Annotated in this window: 17 protein-coding genes; 11 read left to right on the top strand and 6 right to left on the bottom strand. The window is 65.3% G+C overall.

Annotated elements, in window-relative coordinates; translation table 11 throughout:
• Positions 1–58: 58 nt before the first annotated feature.
• The 8 genes from ABE093_RS05190 to ABE093_RS05225 are packed head-to-tail and all read left to right on the top strand — an operon-like array spanning position 59 to position 6502.
• On the top strand, positions 59–871 hold the full coding sequence (locus ABE093_RS05190) for a COG4705 family protein (RefSeq protein ID WP_430759768.1): 813 nt from the start codon (positions 59–61) through the stop codon (positions 869–871).
• A gap of 5 nt (positions 872–876) precedes the next feature.
• Positions 877–1641, top strand: coding sequence for a hypothetical protein (locus ABE093_RS05195; protein ID WP_430759769.1), 765 nt, complete (start codon positions 877–879; stop codon positions 1639–1641).
• A 4-nt stretch (positions 1642–1645) separates the two neighbouring features.
• The gene (locus ABE093_RS05200) at positions 1646–2320 is read left to right on the top strand and encodes a response regulator (protein ID WP_430759770.1); all 675 of its coding nucleotides are present in this window, start codon (positions 1646–1648) and stop codon (positions 2318–2320) included.
• Complete coding sequence (locus ABE093_RS05205; RefSeq protein ID WP_430759771.1) at positions 2313–3725, top strand: sensor histidine kinase; 1413 nt, start codon at positions 2313–2315, stop codon at positions 3723–3725. Before ABE093_RS05200 ends, ABE093_RS05205 begins: the two co-directional genes overlap by 8 nt.
• Positions 3726–3737: 12 nt before the next feature.
• A complete protein-coding gene (locus ABE093_RS05210; protein ID WP_430759772.1) occupies positions 3738–4583 on the top strand; it encodes an alpha/beta hydrolase in 846 nt (281 codons plus the stop codon).
• On the top strand, positions 4580–4924 hold the full coding sequence (locus tag ABE093_RS05215; protein WP_430759773.1) for an EamA family transporter: 345 nt from the start codon (positions 4580–4582) through the stop codon (positions 4922–4924). The genes ABE093_RS05210 and ABE093_RS05215 overlap by 4 nt, the downstream gene beginning before the upstream one ends.
• Complete coding sequence (locus ABE093_RS05220) at positions 4921–5322, top strand: EamA family transporter (protein WP_430759774.1); 402 nt, start codon at positions 4921–4923, stop codon at positions 5320–5322. Before ABE093_RS05215 ends, ABE093_RS05220 begins: the two co-directional genes overlap by 4 nt.
• Entirely contained in the window at positions 5306–6502 is a 1197-nt protein-coding gene (locus ABE093_RS05225) for a DegT/DnrJ/EryC1/StrS family aminotransferase (protein WP_430759775.1), read from the top strand. Before ABE093_RS05220 ends, ABE093_RS05225 begins: the two co-directional genes overlap by 17 nt.
• On the opposite strand, the gene ABE093_RS05230 is transcribed toward ABE093_RS05225, so the two are convergent.
• The 6 genes from ABE093_RS05230 to ABE093_RS05255 are packed head-to-tail and all read right to left on the bottom strand — an operon-like array spanning position 6499 to position 12042.
• The gene (locus tag ABE093_RS05230; RefSeq protein WP_430759776.1) at positions 6499–7353 is read right to left on the bottom strand and encodes an arginase family protein; all 855 of its coding nucleotides are present in this window, start codon (positions 7351–7353) and stop codon (positions 6499–6501) included. The genes ABE093_RS05225 and ABE093_RS05230 overlap by 4 nt on opposite strands.
• Positions 7350–8420, bottom strand: coding sequence for a GNAT family N-acetyltransferase (locus ABE093_RS05235; RefSeq protein WP_430759777.1), 1071 nt, complete (start codon positions 8418–8420; stop codon positions 7350–7352). Before ABE093_RS05235 ends, ABE093_RS05230 begins: the two co-directional genes overlap by 4 nt.
• Positions 8417–9631, bottom strand: a complete 1215-nt coding sequence (locus ABE093_RS05240; RefSeq protein WP_430759778.1) for a beta-ketoacyl-[acyl-carrier-protein] synthase family protein — start codon at positions 9629–9631, stop codon at positions 8417–8419. The genes ABE093_RS05235 and ABE093_RS05240 overlap by 4 nt, the downstream gene beginning before the upstream one ends.
• A 4-nt stretch (positions 9632–9635) precedes the next feature.
• Entirely contained in the window at positions 9636–9905 is a 270-nt protein-coding gene (locus ABE093_RS05245; RefSeq protein ID WP_430759779.1) for an acyl carrier protein, read from the bottom strand.
• Positions 9906–9929: 24 nt separating this feature from the next.
• Positions 9930–11351 (bottom strand): aspartate aminotransferase family protein, encoded by a 1422-nt coding sequence (locus ABE093_RS05250; protein ID WP_430759780.1) that lies wholly within the window; start codon positions 11349–11351, stop codon positions 9930–9932.
• Positions 11341–12042, bottom strand: a complete 702-nt coding sequence (locus ABE093_RS05255) for an MtnX-like HAD-IB family phosphatase (protein ID WP_430760092.1) — start codon at positions 12040–12042, stop codon at positions 11341–11343. Before ABE093_RS05255 ends, ABE093_RS05250 begins: the two co-directional genes overlap by 11 nt.
• Positions 12043–12176: 134 nt before the next feature.
• On the opposite strand from ABE093_RS05255, the gene ABE093_RS05260 reads away from it, so the two are divergent.
• The 3 genes from ABE093_RS05260 to ABE093_RS05270 all read left to right on the top strand — a co-directional run bounded on the left by ABE093_RS05260 (position 12177) and on the right by ABE093_RS05270 (position 15723).
• A complete protein-coding gene (locus ABE093_RS05260; RefSeq protein WP_430759781.1) occupies positions 12177–12968 on the top strand; it encodes a MipA/OmpV family protein in 792 nt (263 codons plus the stop codon).
• A 281-nt stretch (positions 12969–13249) separates the two neighbouring features.
• Positions 13250–13918 carry a hypothetical protein gene (locus ABE093_RS05265; RefSeq protein ID WP_430759782.1) on the top strand — a complete coding sequence of 223 codons (669 nt, stop codon included), beginning with the start codon at positions 13250–13252 and terminating at the stop codon, positions 13916–13918.
• Between the two features lie 50 nt (positions 13919–13968).
• Positions 13969–15723, top strand: coding sequence for an ABC transporter permease (locus ABE093_RS05270; RefSeq protein WP_430759783.1), 1755 nt, complete (start codon positions 13969–13971; stop codon positions 15721–15723).
• Positions 15724–15735: the final 12 nt, after the last annotated feature.

Here is a 15735-nt window from a genome sequence, read left to right on the forward strand (position 1 = left end):
TAACACGCCATCGGGAAGGCCCGGCCACCATACGGGCTTTCCGCCGCACGATGCCTGCATGAACGATCTTTCCCGAGACAACAGCCCGGCCGACTGGGTGGCCAAGGTTCCCGCGATCACCCTCGGCTTCTGGATCATCAAGATCCTGGCGACCACTTTCGGCGAAATCGGCGGCGATGCCGTCACCATGTCGTGGCTGGGCGAAACCACCCCGGAAGCCAGCGCCATCGCCTGGCATCCCGGCTATCTGATCGGCACGGCCATCTTCGCGCTGGTGTTCGCGGCTGCGGTGGCGTTGCAGATCCGCGCACCGCGCTTCAACAAGTGGCTGTACTGGTTCGCCATCATCGCCAGCACCACCGTCGGCACCACGCTGGCGGATTTCGCCGATCGCTCGCTGGGGATCGGCTACCCCGGTGGCTCGCTGCTGCTGCTGGCATTGCTGCTGGCGACATTGTTCACGTGGTATCGCAGCACTGGCACGATCGCGGTCGAGAGCGTGCGCGACGGCCGCTCGGAACTGTTCTACTGGCTCACCATCACCTTCTCGCAGACGCTGGGCACCGCGCTGGGCGACTGGGTGTCCGAGAGCCAAAGCGATGGCTATACCGGCAGCATCATGATCTTCGGTGGCTTGCTGCTGTTGGTGACGTTCCTGTACTTCACGACCAAGGTCTCGCGCACCGCGCTGTTCTGGGCCGCATTCGTGCTCACGCGTCCGCTGGGCGCCGTGGTCGGCGACCTCCTCGACAAGCCGCAGGCGCAGGGAGGGCTCGAATTGAGCCGTTATGGTGGCTCGCTGGTATTGCTCGCCGCGATCGTGCTGGGCATCCTGATCTTCCCGCAACGGCCCGCGACCAAGGCACATTGATATCGATGATGGCGCTTCATCGCGTTCACCGGGGATGGTTCGCGCTCGTCCTGATCGCCTGCACCTGCCTTCCGCACACCGCATTCGCGCAGGCGGGCCCGCCGCTGATCACCAACGACACCGGCTCGCCCGGCGATGGCCATTGGGAAATCAATCTCGCCGCGACCGGCGACCGCACCGGCGATACATGGAATGTCATCGCGCCTGATGCCGACATCAATTACGGGTTGGGCGAACGCATCCAGCTGACCGTGCATCCGGCGTGGGCGCATCGCATCGGACCAGGTTCGACCTTTGCTTCCGGCATCGGCGGAACCGAGCTCGCCATGCGCTGGCGTTTCCTCGACGAGGACAAGGCCGGCGTGAGCATGGCGATCCAGCCGCACTGGATCCTGCCGGGTCCACCCGCGGCACGACGCAAGGACCTGAGCCCGGCGACGCAGGAATTCCAGTTGCCGTTGCAGGTCGTCAAGACCTTCGGCAAGTCGTCGCTGGGTGTCGAGGTGGTGCGCCACTTCGTCGAGAAGGGAAACGACGCCTGGCAGGCCGGAATGTTCTGGGCGCGTCCGTGCCCGCGCGACTGGCAATGCCTGGCCGAGATCAACAGCAGCCGCGACGACCACGGCACGACGCAGACCATCATCAATCTCGGCACCCGTCACCCGATGAGCGAGCACCTGGTTTTCCTGGCTTCGCTGGGTCGGCAAATCTCGGGTGAACGACCGCACGCCACCCCCGTGTTCTATCTCGGGGTCCAGGTACTAAAGTAGCGCCATGCGCATCCTCATCGCGGAAGACGACGCCCACATCGCCGCCGGCATGCAGAACCTGCTGGTCGCGCGCGGCCATGCGGTCGATTGCGTGGGCGACGGCAAGCAGGCCGAACAGGCCGGCAAAAGCGGCGTCTATCAATTGCTGATCCTCGACATCGGCCTGCCTTCGCTGGAAGGCGGCGAAGTGATCCGCCGCTTGCGCGCGGCGCGCATCGATACCCCAATCCTGGTGGTCAGCGCCGGCGAAGCCTTGAACGAGCGCGTGCGCATCCTCGATCTCGGCGCCGACGACTACCTGGTCAAGCCATTCGCGATCGCCGAATTCGACGCCCGAGTGCGCGCCCATCTGCGGCGCGGTTCGGCGCAGGGCGCGACCGAACTGGAGGTCGGCGGACTGGCGATCGATCCCGGCGACCAGCGCGCGCGCGGGCCGAATGGGCCGATCGAACTCACCGCCCGCGAATTCGCCCTGGTCTCGCTGCTCGCCGCGCGCGCCGGCCGCATCGTCAGCCGCGCCCAGATGATGGAAACGATCTGCGCCTGGGACAACGAGCTCACCGACAACGGCCTCGACATCGCGCTGCATCGCCTGCGCCGCAAGATCCAGGATTGCGGCGTGCGCCTGCGCACCGTCCGTGGCCTCGGTTACCTGCTGGAACCCCTTGGCGATGAATGACCGCGCGCCGCGGCGCACCAGCCTGTATCGCAGCCTGCTGGTGTACCTCAGCGTGCCGTTGACCGTGCTGGCGTTGATCGCCGGCCTGGTGACCTACGAAATGGCGCGTTACTACGCCAATCGCGCCCACGACGCCGAACTGGTCGAGCAGGTCGATTCCGTCGTCAACCTGATGGACACGCAGCCGGAAACCTTCCGCGCGTTCTCGCCGCAGGCCCTGTTCCTGATCCAGTACGACCCCGACGGCTTCCAGTTCTATTCCATCACCAGCGTCCACAAGGGCGTGATCGCGGCCAACTTCAAGCCGCCCGTGGCATCGCTGACAACCACGGTCAACGAGCCGGTCAAGCTGTCGACGATTCGCGCCGAACGCCATCTGCGCCTGGCATCGCGATCGTTCCATCCCAAGGTCGATCCCAGCGACACCGTGATGGTCACGGTCGCCGAAAGCTTCACCGATCGCCGACGCTGGGCGCAGCGCATCCTGCTGCTGACCATTCCGACCCTGCTGCTGATGGTGGTCGGCCTGGTCTTCGTGATCCGCAGCGGCATCGATACCGGCTTGAAACAACTGGATCCGCTGATCGCGCGCCTGCGTCGCGGCGATGCCCTGCACAAACCATTGCTTGATGCCGATGTGCCCTCGGAAGTCGCGCCGCTGGCCAGCACCATCGACACCCTGGTCTCCAACCTGCGCGAAGCGCTGGCGGTGCAATCGCGCTTCATCGCCGACGCCGCCCACCAGCTGCGCACGCCGCTGGCCGGCCTGCGCCTGCATTCCGAACGCGCGCTCGCCGATCCGCGACCGGAGGTGCTGGAGGACGCCCTCGGCCATGTCGCGCGATTGACCGATCGCACCTCGCGCATCGCCGAACAGCTGCTGTCGCTGGCACGCGTGCAATCGGTGCAGGCGACGCTGCCGCAACGCACCGATCTGTCCGCCATCGTCCCCGAGATGGTCGGCGAACGCGTGCCCGATGCATTGCGCGCCGGCGTCGATCTCGGTTACGAAGCATCGCAGCAACGCGCGCTGTTCGCGATGATCGATGCAGCCGCGTTGCAGGAAGCGCTCGACAACCTGATCGACAATGCCCTGCACCATGCCGGTCGCGGCCATGTCGCGACGGTGAGCCTGTCGCAACACGACGACGGCACCATCGAACTGGCGATGGAAGACGACGGCCCCGGCGTCGACGATGCCGCGCTGGCCCGGCTCGGCGAACGCTTCTTCCAGGTGGCCGGCGGCAATGGCGGCAGCGGCCTGGGCCTGGCGATCGTCGAGGAGGTGTTGTCGCGCTATGGCGGACGCGTGCGCTATGCGCGCGGCAGCGCAGGCGGCCTGCGGGTGGAGCTTTTGTTGCCTGCGGCAGATGCTTCCGGAAAGGTCGGTGAAACCGCTGGCTGAGAAGCTGGCGGCGTGAACGAAGCACCCTTCCCGCTGCAGACGGCCGAATTCTTCTACGAAGGCGGCCCCAACGCCGTCCTGCTGACCCACGGCCTCACCGGCACGCCCAACGAAATGCGCCTGCTGGCGCGTGGCCTCAACCGGCGCGGCTTCACCGTGTTCGGCGTGCAACTGGCCGGGCATTGCGGCGACATGGACGACTTGTTGGCGACGCGCTGGCAGGACTGGGCGGCGAGCGTGCAGACCGCGGCGGAACGCCTGCGCGGGCATTGCGATCGCCTGTTCGTCGGCGGCCTGTCGATGGGCGCGCTGCTCGCGCTCAACCTCGCCGCCGATCGCCCCGACCTGGTCGATGGCGTCGGCGTCTATGGCGCGACCTTCCGCTACGACGGCTGGAGCGTGCCGCGCATCGCACGGTTGTCCGGACTGTTGCCGTTGCTCAAGAAATTCAACATCGGTCGCGATCGCGTTTTCATGGAACAGCCGCCCTACGGCATCCGCGACGAACGCCTGCGCGCGCAGATCAGCATGGCCATGCAGGGCAGCGACAGCAGCATCGCAGGATTGCCCGGCAATCCCTGGCATTCGCTGGCGGAACTCCATCAGCTGGCGAAACGCGTGCGCCGTCAGTTGTCGCAGGTCAGCGCGCCGTGCCTGGTCGCGCATGCCAGCGACGACGACATCGCCAGCCTCGACAATGCCGAAGTCGTGCTGCGCAGCGTGTCCGGCCCGACCGAATTGCTGCTGCTCGACAACAGCTACCACATGATCACCATCGATCGCGAACATCGCCTGCTGATCGATCGCAGCGCCAGCTTCTTCGATCGCATTGCCGCCAATCCGCAACGCAGCGCATGACGCCACTGGCCACCGTCCTCTGGCTCGCCAATGCCGCGCTCGATACCGGCGGACAACTCTGCTTCAAGACCGCCGCCCATCACGGCGATAGCGGCTGGCGCACGCTGGCCCGGCAACCCATGCTGTGGCTCGGCCTGCTGTGTTATCTCGGCGAATTCCTGGTGTGGATCGCCTTCCTGTCGCAGGTGCCGCTGTCGCTCGGTGTGCTGCTGGGCTCGATCAACATCGTGGTCGTGATGATCTGCGGGCGCTTGTTCTTCCGCGAAAAGCTCACGCCGTTGCGTGTCGGCGGCATCCTGCTGGTCTGCATCGGCGTGGCGCTGGTGGGGATCGGCGCATGAGGAAGCTCTACGCAATCGGATTTCCCACGCTGATGGCCTTCGACACGCTGGCGCAGACCTGCTTCAAGATCGCCGGCAACCATGCCCTGCCGTTCGCGGCGGACTTCTCGTGGATCCTGCGCGTCGCCGAGCAGCCGTGGACCTGGGTCGCGCTGTGTGGCTATCTCGGCGCCTTCCTGACCTGGATGCGGTTGTTGCGCGACGCCCCGATCGGCCCCGCCTTCGCGGCATCGCACCTGGAAGTCGTGAGCGTGCTGTTGGTGTCCGCGTGGTGGTTGCACGAACGCATTACTCCGCTGCAACTGCTTGGCGCACTGGTCATCGTGCTCGGGATAGGATTGCTGGCGATATCGGAATCGCGGGAGACCGCGGACGCGACTGATGCGACGCCTGGCTGAAATCCCGCCGACCGCCGGACTGCCACCACGGCTGTCCGACCTGTTGGCGTCGCGGCGTGACCTCCCAGGCGAATTGTCGGCGCAACTCGGCACTGCGCGCGCCCTTGTCACCTGCTCCGGCACTGCCGCGCTGATGCTGGCGTTGCGCGTTGCGCACCAGCGCCAACCGCGCCGCGATGTCGTCGTCGTTCCAGCGTTCACCTGCCCACTGGTCGCGATCGCCGCGCATGCGCTGGGCCTGCGGCTGCGCATTGCCGACCTCGCCCGCGACAGTCTCGATTTCGATCTCGATGCCTTGCGCGCGCAACTGGACGATCGTGTGTTGGCGGTGGTTCCGACGCATCTCGGCGGGCGCGTCACCGATGTTGCTGCCATCAACCACATCGTTGCCGACTCCGGCATCACGGTAATCGAAGATGCGGCGCAATCGCTGGGCGCGACGATCGATGGCCGCAGCATCGGACTGGCGGGCGACATCGGGTTCTTCAGCCTGGCTGCCGGCAAGGGCCTGTCCACTTACGAAGGTGGCGTGGTCATTGCACGCGATCCCGAATGGCTGGACGCGATGCAGACGCTGCAGGACGACTTGCCGGAGCAGGCGGCGTTCGAACGTCGCCGTTGCATCGAACTGATCGGCTACACATTGTTCTATCGTCCGCTGCCGATGCGCTGGGCCTATGGTCTGCCTTTGCGTCGCGCCCTGAAGCGTCATGACCCCGTCGGCGCGATCGGCGATCGCTTTCCCTTGCAGGTGCCGTTGCACCGCATGGGCGAATGGCGGCAAGGCATCGGCGCGAGCGCGACAGCGCGTCTGCCGCGATTCCTGGACGAACGCCGTGCTTGCGCGCTGTCACGCGTCGAACGACTGCGCACGATTCCCGGCGCTCACGTCTACACGGATCGGGATGGCGAACGCGGCGTCTGGCCGACCTTGCTGGTGCGATTGGACAGCGAGCATCGACGCGACGCCGTGCTCGAACGCCTGTGGACCTCCGGCCTTGGCGTGAGCCGGATGTTCATCCATGCCCTGCCCGATTACGCCGAACTGCACGGCATCGTCCCGCGCCAGCCGTGTCCGAACGCGACTGATCTCGCCGCACGCAGCCTCACCATCAGCAACAGCCCGTGGCTCGGCGATGGCGATTTCGAGGCGATCTGCCGGGTGATCGAGGCGAGTTAACCCAACGCCGCGATCAGCTGGCGATTCACTCCCGCCTGCTCGCGCTGCCATGCATCGATCTCGTCCGCAGACGGATCCGGTTGCTGGTCGAGCCGGCTCAGCAGCCGCTTGAACGGGCTGCGATAGCGATACATCGACACCTCGCCGGTGATGTCGCTGGCGACGATGTTCGACTTCAATGCCGCGATGACCGCGAGCGCATCGTCGAGCAGGAACCGCCCCTGATCCCAGTTGGTATGCACCACTTCCGGCGCGAACACGTCCTTGTCGATCGAGAAATAGACCGGCGTCGGATCGTTCGTCATGGCGGGAATGAATTCGGCGAGCAGCTGTTGCGGCGAATCGAAACTGCGCAGCGTGGTGATTCCGCGCTTCCCGGCCCACGTCGTGTCGACGCCGACGCACCAGTAATGCACGCGGCCATCGCGCAGCGCACCGAGCTGGTTTTCCCAGGCGTGTTTGCTGCCGGCGTCGGCGGACGAAATGCCGAGCACGTGGACGTCGACCACGCCCGGCAATGCCGCCGCGCGCCCGACCCACGACCCGCAATGCACACCGAACGGGAAGCGCATGTTGTCGGGATGATTGTCGAGCACGACCACGCGCAATGGTCGGCGACGGGCCTCCAGCTCGACCAGAGGCAGGCTGAGATGATGGAAGTCGCCGCTGCCCATCAACACCGTACCGTGCGTCGCCATCAACACCGGCGCGACGGCCTCGGCGAAGCGCTGCAAATCGCGCCGACTGCAGGAAAAACGCAGGCGCTCCTGCCACTGCTGCAGCGGCAGACGATCGGAGAGGCCGATATCGCCTACCGAATCGTCGAGATCGAGAATCAGCGGGACGCTCATGCCGGCGCGCTTTCGAACAGGCGGCGCATGCGTCCGAGCAGCCAACGCAGGGCGGAACCCCGCGGACGCACCGCATGCCAGGTCATCGTGAAGCGCGCGCCCAGCTGGCGCTTGGCCTCGGCGTCGGTCCAGCCGGCGACGTAACGCTTCAAGCCCAGCAAGCGCGCGAACTCCAGGTTGTGCATCCAGCTGAGTGCATAGAGATTGTTCTCGCGCGCCTGCGGGTAGGCGAAGCCGACATATTTGTCGACCAGCATGTCATGCCAGAGATAGCACAGGTTCCAGCCGATCATCCGGTCATCGCGCCGGTAGACGAACACGACGCCATCGCCTTCGGGCTGGCGCAGCAGCTGCGCGAGGAAGTCGCGCGTCAGTTCATCGAAATGCACCTCGCTCTGTGCATGGACGTTGGCGAACAGCTGGTGGAAGGCATCGATCGTTGCCTCGTCGGCGAAACAGGGATCGCCACAGGCGATCTCCTCGATCTCCACGTCCTTGCGCGAGCGCAGCTTGCGGCGAATGTCCTTGCGTCGCGACGATGACAGTCGCGACAGGTAATCGTCCTCGTTGGCGTGGTCCAGCGGCACCCACGCCAGCGGCATGCCTTCCAGCAACACGAAGCCACGCGCTTCCAGCTCGGCGATCAACGAATCGCAAGCAGCATTCTCGCCATCGCTCAGCAATGGCGAATTGCGCGCCAGATCCTTGACGATCAGCAGCCGCGCGTCCGGATCGGCATCGCGCACGATGGTGTCGGCGAATTCCCGCGCATCGACGCCGGCCGGCAGCAAGGCATATTCGCTGGACGTGCAGCCAACGAATTCGGTGTTCCAGCGCAGCCAGCGCGACCACCGCTTGAAGCCCGGCCAGCGCTGCAACTTGCGCAGCAAGGGCGGCTCAAGCGTGGTGAGGACATCGAACCTGGCGCGGAAGCGCGGCACGCCGACGACGGTCCCGGCGACGAAATCCCTCGGCGGATGCGCGAGCCACGCACGGACCAGCGCTTCCGGTTCGAGCTGGGCGATCCAGCGCGCGTCGGCATCGATCGCGCGCACCGCCGCGTTCACGCCTGGCGCACCGCCAGCACCGCGTTCAACCCGCCGAATGCGAACGAATTGCTGAGCGCCGCGCGGATTTTCGCCGGACGTCCGACGTTCGGCACGATGTCGAGATCGCAGGCGGGATCGGCCTGCTCATAATTGGCGGTCGGCGGTACGAACTGGTCGTTCAGCGCCGACACCATCGCCGCAAGTTCCAGCGCCCCCGCCGCACCCAGCGCATGCCCGTGCATCGACTTGGTCGACGTCACCGGGATGCCCTGCGCGTGCGCGCCGAGGGCGATGCGGATCGCCCTGGTCTCGGTGGCGTCATTGGCCAGCGTTCCGGTCCCGTGCGCGTTGATGTAGCCGATATCCGCGGCTTCCAGTTCGGCATCCTGCAGCGCACGGGTGATCGAGAGCGCTGCGCCTTCCGCCGATGGCGCGACGATGTCGCCGGCATCCGCGCTCATCCCGGCGCCGGCGAGTTCGGCGAGGATGGTCGCGCCGCGCGCTTTCGCGTGCTCCATGTCTTCCAGCACGAACACCGCCGCGCCTTCGCCCAGCACCAGGCCGCGGCGATTGGCGCTGAAGGGACGGCAGGTATCGTCGGCCACCACCCGCATCGCATCCCAGGCTTTCAGCAGGCCGAAGGTGAGGCAGGCTTCGGTACCGCCGGTCAGCATCACGTCGGCCGCGCCGGAACGGATCGCCGCCAGCGCCTGCGCCACCGCGTGGTTGGCGGACGCGCAGGCGCTCGACACCGAGAACACCGGGCCGCGCAGGCCATGCACCATGCTGACGTGGCTGGCCGGTGCGTTGACCATGGTGCGGACGATAGTGAGTGGATGCATGCGCTCGGCACCTTCGCCGTACAGGCGCTTGCTCTGTTCGTCGTGCGAGGTCACGCCGCCGATGCCGGTACCGATGATCGCGCCGATGCGGTCGCCTTCTGCACGTAGGTCGAGACCACATTGGCTGACGGCTTCGTTCGAAGCGGCGACGACGAATTGCGAGCAGCGATCGAGCAGCGGCAACATCGATTCGCTCATCATCGCGGCGAGATCGATGCCTTCCGGCAACTGCGCGGCGACTTTCATCCGCACGCGCGCCGATTCGGGATGGCGCAACGGCGCGATCGCCGAGCGCCCTTCCCGCAGTCCCTGCCACAGCGGAGCGATGCCCACGCCAAAGGGACTCACCGCGCCCATGCCGGTGATGACGACCCGCCGCCTGTTCATGGAATCAGCCCTGGGCCTTTGCCGCCAGCGCGTCCTTCACCACGCTCACCAGTTGCTGCACGGTGTCGCTGCCGAAGTTCGGTCCCTGGTCGGGGAACGTGATGCCGTAATGTTCTTCGATGTCGAACAGCAGCTCGATCGCGTCCAGCGAACTGACGCCGATGTCCTTCAGCGTCGACTCGGGATGGATGGTCGCGAGATCGATCTTGGCCTTGACCGCGATCTGTGACGCGATCTCGTCGAAGATCGCCTTCTCGTCCGGTGTGTCGCTCATGGTTCCTCCCTCAATGGGTCGGTGTCAGGCGCTCGCCTTGGCCCTGGTCAGCAACTGGTCGAGCAGCGCGATCGCGAGATCGATCTCCTCGTGCGTGATGTCGAGCGACGGCGCCAGCGTGATCACGTTCTTGTACCAGCCGCCGACGTCGAGTACGAGACCGATCGGCTTGCCATTGTGGCGCAGGTCGCCGGCCAGGCCGATGTCGACCATGCGATCAAGCAGCGCGCGATTCGGCGTGAAGCCGTCGGCTTCGCAGATTTCCGCGCGCAGGGCCAGGCCGAGGCCGTCGACATCACCGATTTCCGGATGGCGCTTCTGCAGGTCGCGCAGGCCGTCGAGGAAATGCGCGCCCTTCAGCGGCACCGTGCGTTCGTAATCCATGTCCTTGCCAAGGCGCATCACTTCCAGTCCGAGCGCGGTGCCCAGCGGATTGGAGTTGAACGTCGAGTGGGTCGAGCCCGCTGGGAAGATCGTCGGATTGATCAACTCCTCGCGCGCCCACAGGCCCGACAGCGGATTGAGGCCGTTGGTCAGCGCCTTGCCGAACACCAGCACGTCGGGCTCGACGCCGAAGTGTTCGATCGACCACAGCTTGCCGGTGCGCCAGAACCCCATCTGGATTTCATCGACCACCAGCAGGATGCCGTACTTGTCGAGCACCTTCTTCAGGTCGCGGAAGAAGTGGCGCGGCGGAATCACGTAGCCGCCGGTGCCCTGGATCGGCTCGACGTAGAAGGCGGCGTATTCGGCCTGGTTGACCTTGGGATCCCACACGCCGTTGTATTCGGTTTCGAACAGGCGCTCGAAACGCTGCACGCAGGCATCGGAATACTCGTCCGCGGTCATGCCCTTGGGGCGACGGAACGGATACGGGAACGGAATGAACATCGCGCGTTCGCCGAAGTGGCCGAAGCGGCGGCGATAGCGATAGCTCGAGGTAATCGACGACGCACCGAGCGTGCGACCGTGATAGCCGCCCTCGAAGGCGAACATCAGGCTCTTGCCGTTGCTGGCATTGCGGACGATCTTCAGCGAATCCTCGATCGCCTGCGCGCCACCGACGTTGAAATGGACGCGACCCTTGCGGCCGAACTTGGCCTGCGCATCGAGCGCGATGGTCTTGGCGAGTTCGATGCGGGTCGGATGCAGGTACTGGCTGGCGACCTGCGGCAAGGTGTCGATCTGGCGCTTCAATGCGTCGTTGAGGCGCGGATTGGCGTAGCCGAAATTGCAGGCCGAATACCACATCTGCAGGTCGAGGTATGGGATGCCCTCGCCGTCGTACATGTAGCTGCCGTTGCAGCCGTGGAAGATCTTCGGCGGATCGACGTAGTGGACGGTATCGCCATGCGAGCTATAGAGCTCTTCGTCGGCGAGAAGCTGGGCATCGTCGTAACCGTCGCCGGGACGGGTGGACTGGATCGCGGCGAGATTAGCCGACATGTGAGATCTCCAGGTATTCGGTGATGGATTCGAGATCGCCGCGCAACAACCGCGGCAGCCATTCCAGCGCCTCGGCGAAACCGGTGATCGGGACATAGGGGATGCCAGCGGCGCGGCAGTGTTCGATCAGGCGGTGCTTGGCGAACACGAAATCGGCACGATCGGCGACGCAGAAATCGGAGACGCCATCGCCGATCAGCAGGGTCTTGCGGCCCTGCTCGCGCGCCATCCGCGCAACCGCGCACTTGCAGGTGCCGCTGGCGCAGCCTTCGGCGCTGAACGGCGATTCCAGCCACCAGTGTTTCGGATCGGCGGTCGGCTGCAGCGCATTGGCGACGACATCGAGATCGTCCATGCCGAAACGCGCGAGGATGTTGTGGATCGCGTAATCGAGTCCGTCGCTGACCACTCGGATCGGAATGCCCTGTGCGCGCAGCGCGGCGTGGAAGGCCGGGAACGCGGGATCGATCCACAGTTCGGCGAGATGCGCATCAAGTTGATCGCGACTCATCTGCAGCAGCCGGGTTTGTCCCTGCATGCATTCGCGCGAACCGATGCGGCCCGCGCGCCAGTCGCGCTCCAGCGTTTCCCATCCGGGTTCGCCGAAACGCACCAGCAATGAATCGATCACGTCTTCGACGCTGATGGTGCCGTCGAAGTCACACAGCACGGTCCAGTTGCTCACAGCGATGACCTTTGACCCTGAATCACGCGGCCAGCATCGTCAGCGCGCCTTTCGCACGCCTTTCAAGCCTGATTTCGGCGATTTAATGTTCAGCGACGCACGCCTGGGCTAGAGTTTGCGGACCTCGACAACGCATTGCCATGAACCGGTTTCCCCGCCCCTTCTTGCTCGCCATCACGCTTGCCGGCTGCAGCCTGACCGCACAGGCGCAGGAGTCGCCACAGGCATCGGATGCGCCGGTCTACGCCGTCGGCGCCGGCGTGCAACGCCTGCCGGCGTGGCTGGGCGCGAAGCACCAGCGTACGCAGGCCGTGCCGTTCTTCGATATCGAATTGCCCGGCAAGGCCGAGCTGTCATCGGTCGATGGACTTACCGTCGATATCGTGCGCGGCAAGCATTGGCACGGTGGTGTCTATGCCGACATCGTCTGGGGTCGTTCGCGCGGCGATCTCGGCCCGCAACTCTCGCCGACGGTCAAGCGCATCAACGATCGCCTGGCTGCCGGCGGCTATCTCGAGAACGAAATCAACAAGACGGTGACGATCGGCGGTCGCGCGATGCGCGAAATCGGCGGCAATGGCGCCTATGCCGATCTCTACACCGACATCACCCTTCCGAAGATGTTCAAGGTCGTCGAGCACGGCTTCGAGTTTTCCGTGCGCGCCGCCAACGCGGCATCGAATCGCGAACGCTTCGGGTTGGATGCAACACAAGCGTCACAATTGAACCTGTCGCCGACGCGCCCCGGCGCCAGCTGGCAGCAAGCATCGCTGCAATACCAGATCTTCGTGCCGACCAGCCAGCACACCGGCATCGCGGCCAACATCGAGTACGCGCGACTGCTCGGCGAACCTGCGCGCAGCCCGTTGGTGAAATCGTTCGGGCAACGGAATCAATTGAGCGAAGGCATCGCTTTCGTCTATCACTTCTGAGTACAACATAACGTGTTGACCCGATCGATCATGGTCACTACCATTCGCGCCACGTCATCCTTCCTCCCTCCGGAGACCCGCTTCCTTGGACAGTCATAGTCGATTGCGTTACGGCACCTGAGCCGGCGGATCCTGACCCCCAAGGTCGGTCTCTGCCCGTTCAGGGCGAGGCCGCGGTGCGTGAACTGGCTTCACGCATGAGCTTCGCATCACCCGATCACATCCCCTAGACCCCGAGAAAATCGGTCTCTGGCGTTTCCGTGCATGTCTGGAGATTGCCAGTGTCATTCAAGCTGACCTTCGTTGTGCTGGGCGCGGCCGCGTCCATTGCGCCATCGCTGGCACGTGCCGGAGCGAGCCTCTATGTCGACGACGCCTCGGTGACGCCGCGTGGCCACTGCCAGGTCGAGTCCTGGGTGCGCGGATACGCGCCTGGCAATGAATTCGCCGGCGTGCCCGCGTGCAACATCCGCGGCACGGAATTCGGCCTGGGCGTGAACACGTTCTCCCATCTCGCGCGCGGGCCGATCGTCAATCTCGGCGTGAAGCGCGCGTTCCGTGATGCCGATACGCAGCGCTGGGGCATCGCCGCATCGATCGGCGCCAGCTGGAACAACGCCCACGGCCAGTTCAATGGCTGGAACGCCAACATGCCTGTCAGCATCGCGCTCGATGGCGATCACCACACGCTCGTCCACGCCAATCTCGGTTGGAGCAAACCGCGCCACGCGCGTGGCCGGCTGACGCGCGGCATCGGCGTCGAACAACGCCTGGACGCGCACTGGACCTTGCTGGGCGAGGCCTATGCCGATCACGCAACGATCGCGCAGATCGGCTTGCGCCGCGCCATCGGCGACAACGCCAGCCTCGACCTGCTCGGCGGTCGCCAGAGCGGGGCGACGCCTTCGTCCTGGCTGACATTGGGCTTCAACATCGTGCTCGCAAACTGACTGCGGCGATTGCCGCCGAATCGTCCACCCTCCGCTCAACGGAATTCGCCATGGTGTTCTTCCCCCGCAAGATGTCCGAACGCAATGCGCTGGCCGCGCTCGCCACGGGGCGCCATGCACCCAATGCCTACGACGTCCTCGCATTCGTCCTGATCATCGGGTTGATCGCAGTGATCGCCCACGGCGTCGGCGAGATGCACGCACCGCTGAACGTGCTTGCGCAGACGCCGATTACCCTCGATCCGTCGCGACTGCCCGAATACGGTTTGCGCACCACCTTGCGGATGTTCGCCGCGATGCTGGCGTCGCTGCTGTTCACTTTCACCGTCGCCACGCTGGCGGCAAAAAACAAACGCGCCGAACTGGTGATCGTTCCGGCGCTCGACATCCTGCAGTCGGTGCCGGTGCTCGGCTTCCTCACCTTCACCGTCGCCTTCTTCATGCGCCTGTTCCCGGGCAGCCAGCTCGGCGCGGAGTGCGCGTCGATCTTCGCGATCTTCACCGCGCAGGCGTGGAACATGGCGTTCTCGTTCTACCAGTCGCTGCGCACGGTTCCGCAGGACCTGGATGAAGTGAGCCGTGGCTTCCGCTTCTCGGCGTGGCAGCGGTTCTGGCGGTTGGAAGCGCCGTTCGCGGCGCCCGGCCTGATCTGGAACATGATGATGTCGATGTCCGGCAGCTGGTTCTTCGTGGTGGCGTCGGAAGCCATCACCGTCGGCGACACCACCGTCGAACTCCCGGGCATCGGCTCCTACCTGGCCCATGCCATCGACCACAAGAATTTCGTCGCGGTCGCCTGGGCGGTGCTGGCGATGGCGGTGCTGATCGGCCTCTACGACCAGCTGCTGTTCCGCCCGATCGTGGCGTGGGCCGACAAATTCCGCTTCGAGCAGACCGCGGGCAAGAGCCAGCCGCATTCGTGGATGTACGAACTGATGCGTCGCACGCGCGTGCTCAAGCGCCTCTACCAGCCGATCGAATGGCTGTCGCAGCGGATGATGGCAGTGCGTCTGCCTTCGATCGCGCCTGCGACAAGAAGCCAAGCTGCACCGCGGCGACCGATCCTCGGCGATCGCCTGTGGCTCGCGATCGTGATCCTTGCGGCACTCGGCGGCGGATGGCTGGCCGTCAACTACATGCGGCAATCGCTGGACTGGAGCGACGTGGGGCACGCGCTCGCCGCGGGCCTCGCGACACTGGTTCGCGTCGTCGTCCTGATCGCACTCGCCAGCGTGATCTGGGTGCCGATCGGCGTCTGGATCGGCCTGCGCCCGAACGTGGCGCAACGCGTGCAACCGCTGGCGCAATTCCTCGCCGCCTTCCCCGCAAACGTGCTGTTTCCGGTCGCGGTGGTGGCGATCGTGGCCACGCACGCCAACCCGAACATCTGGCTGTCGCCGTTGATGGTGCTGGGCACGCAGTGGTACATCCTGTTCAACGTCATCGCCGGCGCCAGCGCATTCCCGGGCGATCTGCGCGAAGTCGCAATGGTCTATCGCCTGCGCTCATGGACGTGGTGGCGCAAGGTGATCCTGCCGGGCGTGTTCCCCTATTACGTCACCGGGGCATTGACCGCATCCGGCGGCTCGTGGAATGCCAGCATCGTGGCCGAACTGGCCAATTGGGGCGACACGCGCGTCGAAGCCTTCGGGCTTGGTTCCTACATCGCCAGGGCAACGCAGGCAGGCAACTACCCGCGGGTGGTGCTGGGCATCGCGGTGATGTCCCTGTTCGTCACCCTGCTCAATCGAGTCCTGTGGCGTCGCCTGTACGTCTTCGCCGAACGCCGCTTGCGGCTGGCCTGATCCGGAGAATCC

The organism is Solilutibacter silvestris, assembly GCF_050574925.1.
In the GTDB taxonomy this organism is placed as follows: Bacteria; Pseudomonadota; Gammaproteobacteria; order Xanthomonadales; family Xanthomonadaceae; genus Solilutibacter; species Solilutibacter silvestris_A.

Excerpts from the sequence above, each read along its gene's own strand:
- ABE093_RS05190 (WP_430759768.1), top strand. The coding sequence starts at position 59 with ATGAACGATCTTTCCCGAGACAACAGCCCGGCCGACTGGGTGGCCAAG.
- ABE093_RS05195 (WP_430759769.1), top strand. The coding sequence starts at position 877 with ATGATGGCGCTTCATCGCGTTCACCGGGGATGGTTCGCGCTCGTCCTG.
- ABE093_RS05200 (WP_430759770.1), top strand. The coding sequence starts at position 1,646 with ATGCGCATCCTCATCGCGGAAGACGACGCCCACATCGCCGCCGGCATG.
- ABE093_RS05205 (WP_430759771.1), top strand. The coding sequence starts at position 2,313 with ATGAATGACCGCGCGCCGCGGCGCACCAGCCTGTATCGCAGCCTGCTG.
- ABE093_RS05215 (WP_430759773.1), top strand. The coding sequence starts at position 4,580 with ATGACGCCACTGGCCACCGTCCTCTGGCTCGCCAATGCCGCGCTCGAT.
- ABE093_RS05220 (WP_430759774.1), top strand. The coding sequence starts at position 4,921 with ATGAGGAAGCTCTACGCAATCGGATTTCCCACGCTGATGGCCTTCGAC.
- ABE093_RS05225 (WP_430759775.1), top strand. The coding sequence starts at position 5,306 with ATGCGACGCCTGGCTGAAATCCCGCCGACCGCCGGACTGCCACCACGG.
- ABE093_RS05230 (WP_430759776.1), bottom strand. The coding sequence starts at position 7,353 with ATGAGCGTCCCGCTGATTCTCGATCTCGACGATTCGGTAGGCGATATC.
- ABE093_RS05240 (WP_430759778.1), bottom strand. The coding sequence starts at position 9,631 with ATGAACAGGCGGCGGGTCGTCATCACCGGCATGGGCGCGGTGAGTCCC.
- ABE093_RS05245 (WP_430759779.1), bottom strand. The coding sequence starts at position 9,905 with ATGAGCGACACACCGGACGAGAAGGCGATCTTCGACGAGATCGCGTCA.
- ABE093_RS05250 (WP_430759780.1), bottom strand. The coding sequence starts at position 11,351 with ATGTCGGCTAATCTCGCCGCGATCCAGTCCACCCGTCCCGGCGACGGT.
- ABE093_RS05260 (WP_430759781.1), top strand. The coding sequence starts at position 12,177 with ATGAACCGGTTTCCCCGCCCCTTCTTGCTCGCCATCACGCTTGCCGGC.
- ABE093_RS05270 (WP_430759783.1), top strand. The coding sequence starts at position 13,969 with ATGGTGTTCTTCCCCCGCAAGATGTCCGAACGCAATGCGCTGGCCGCG.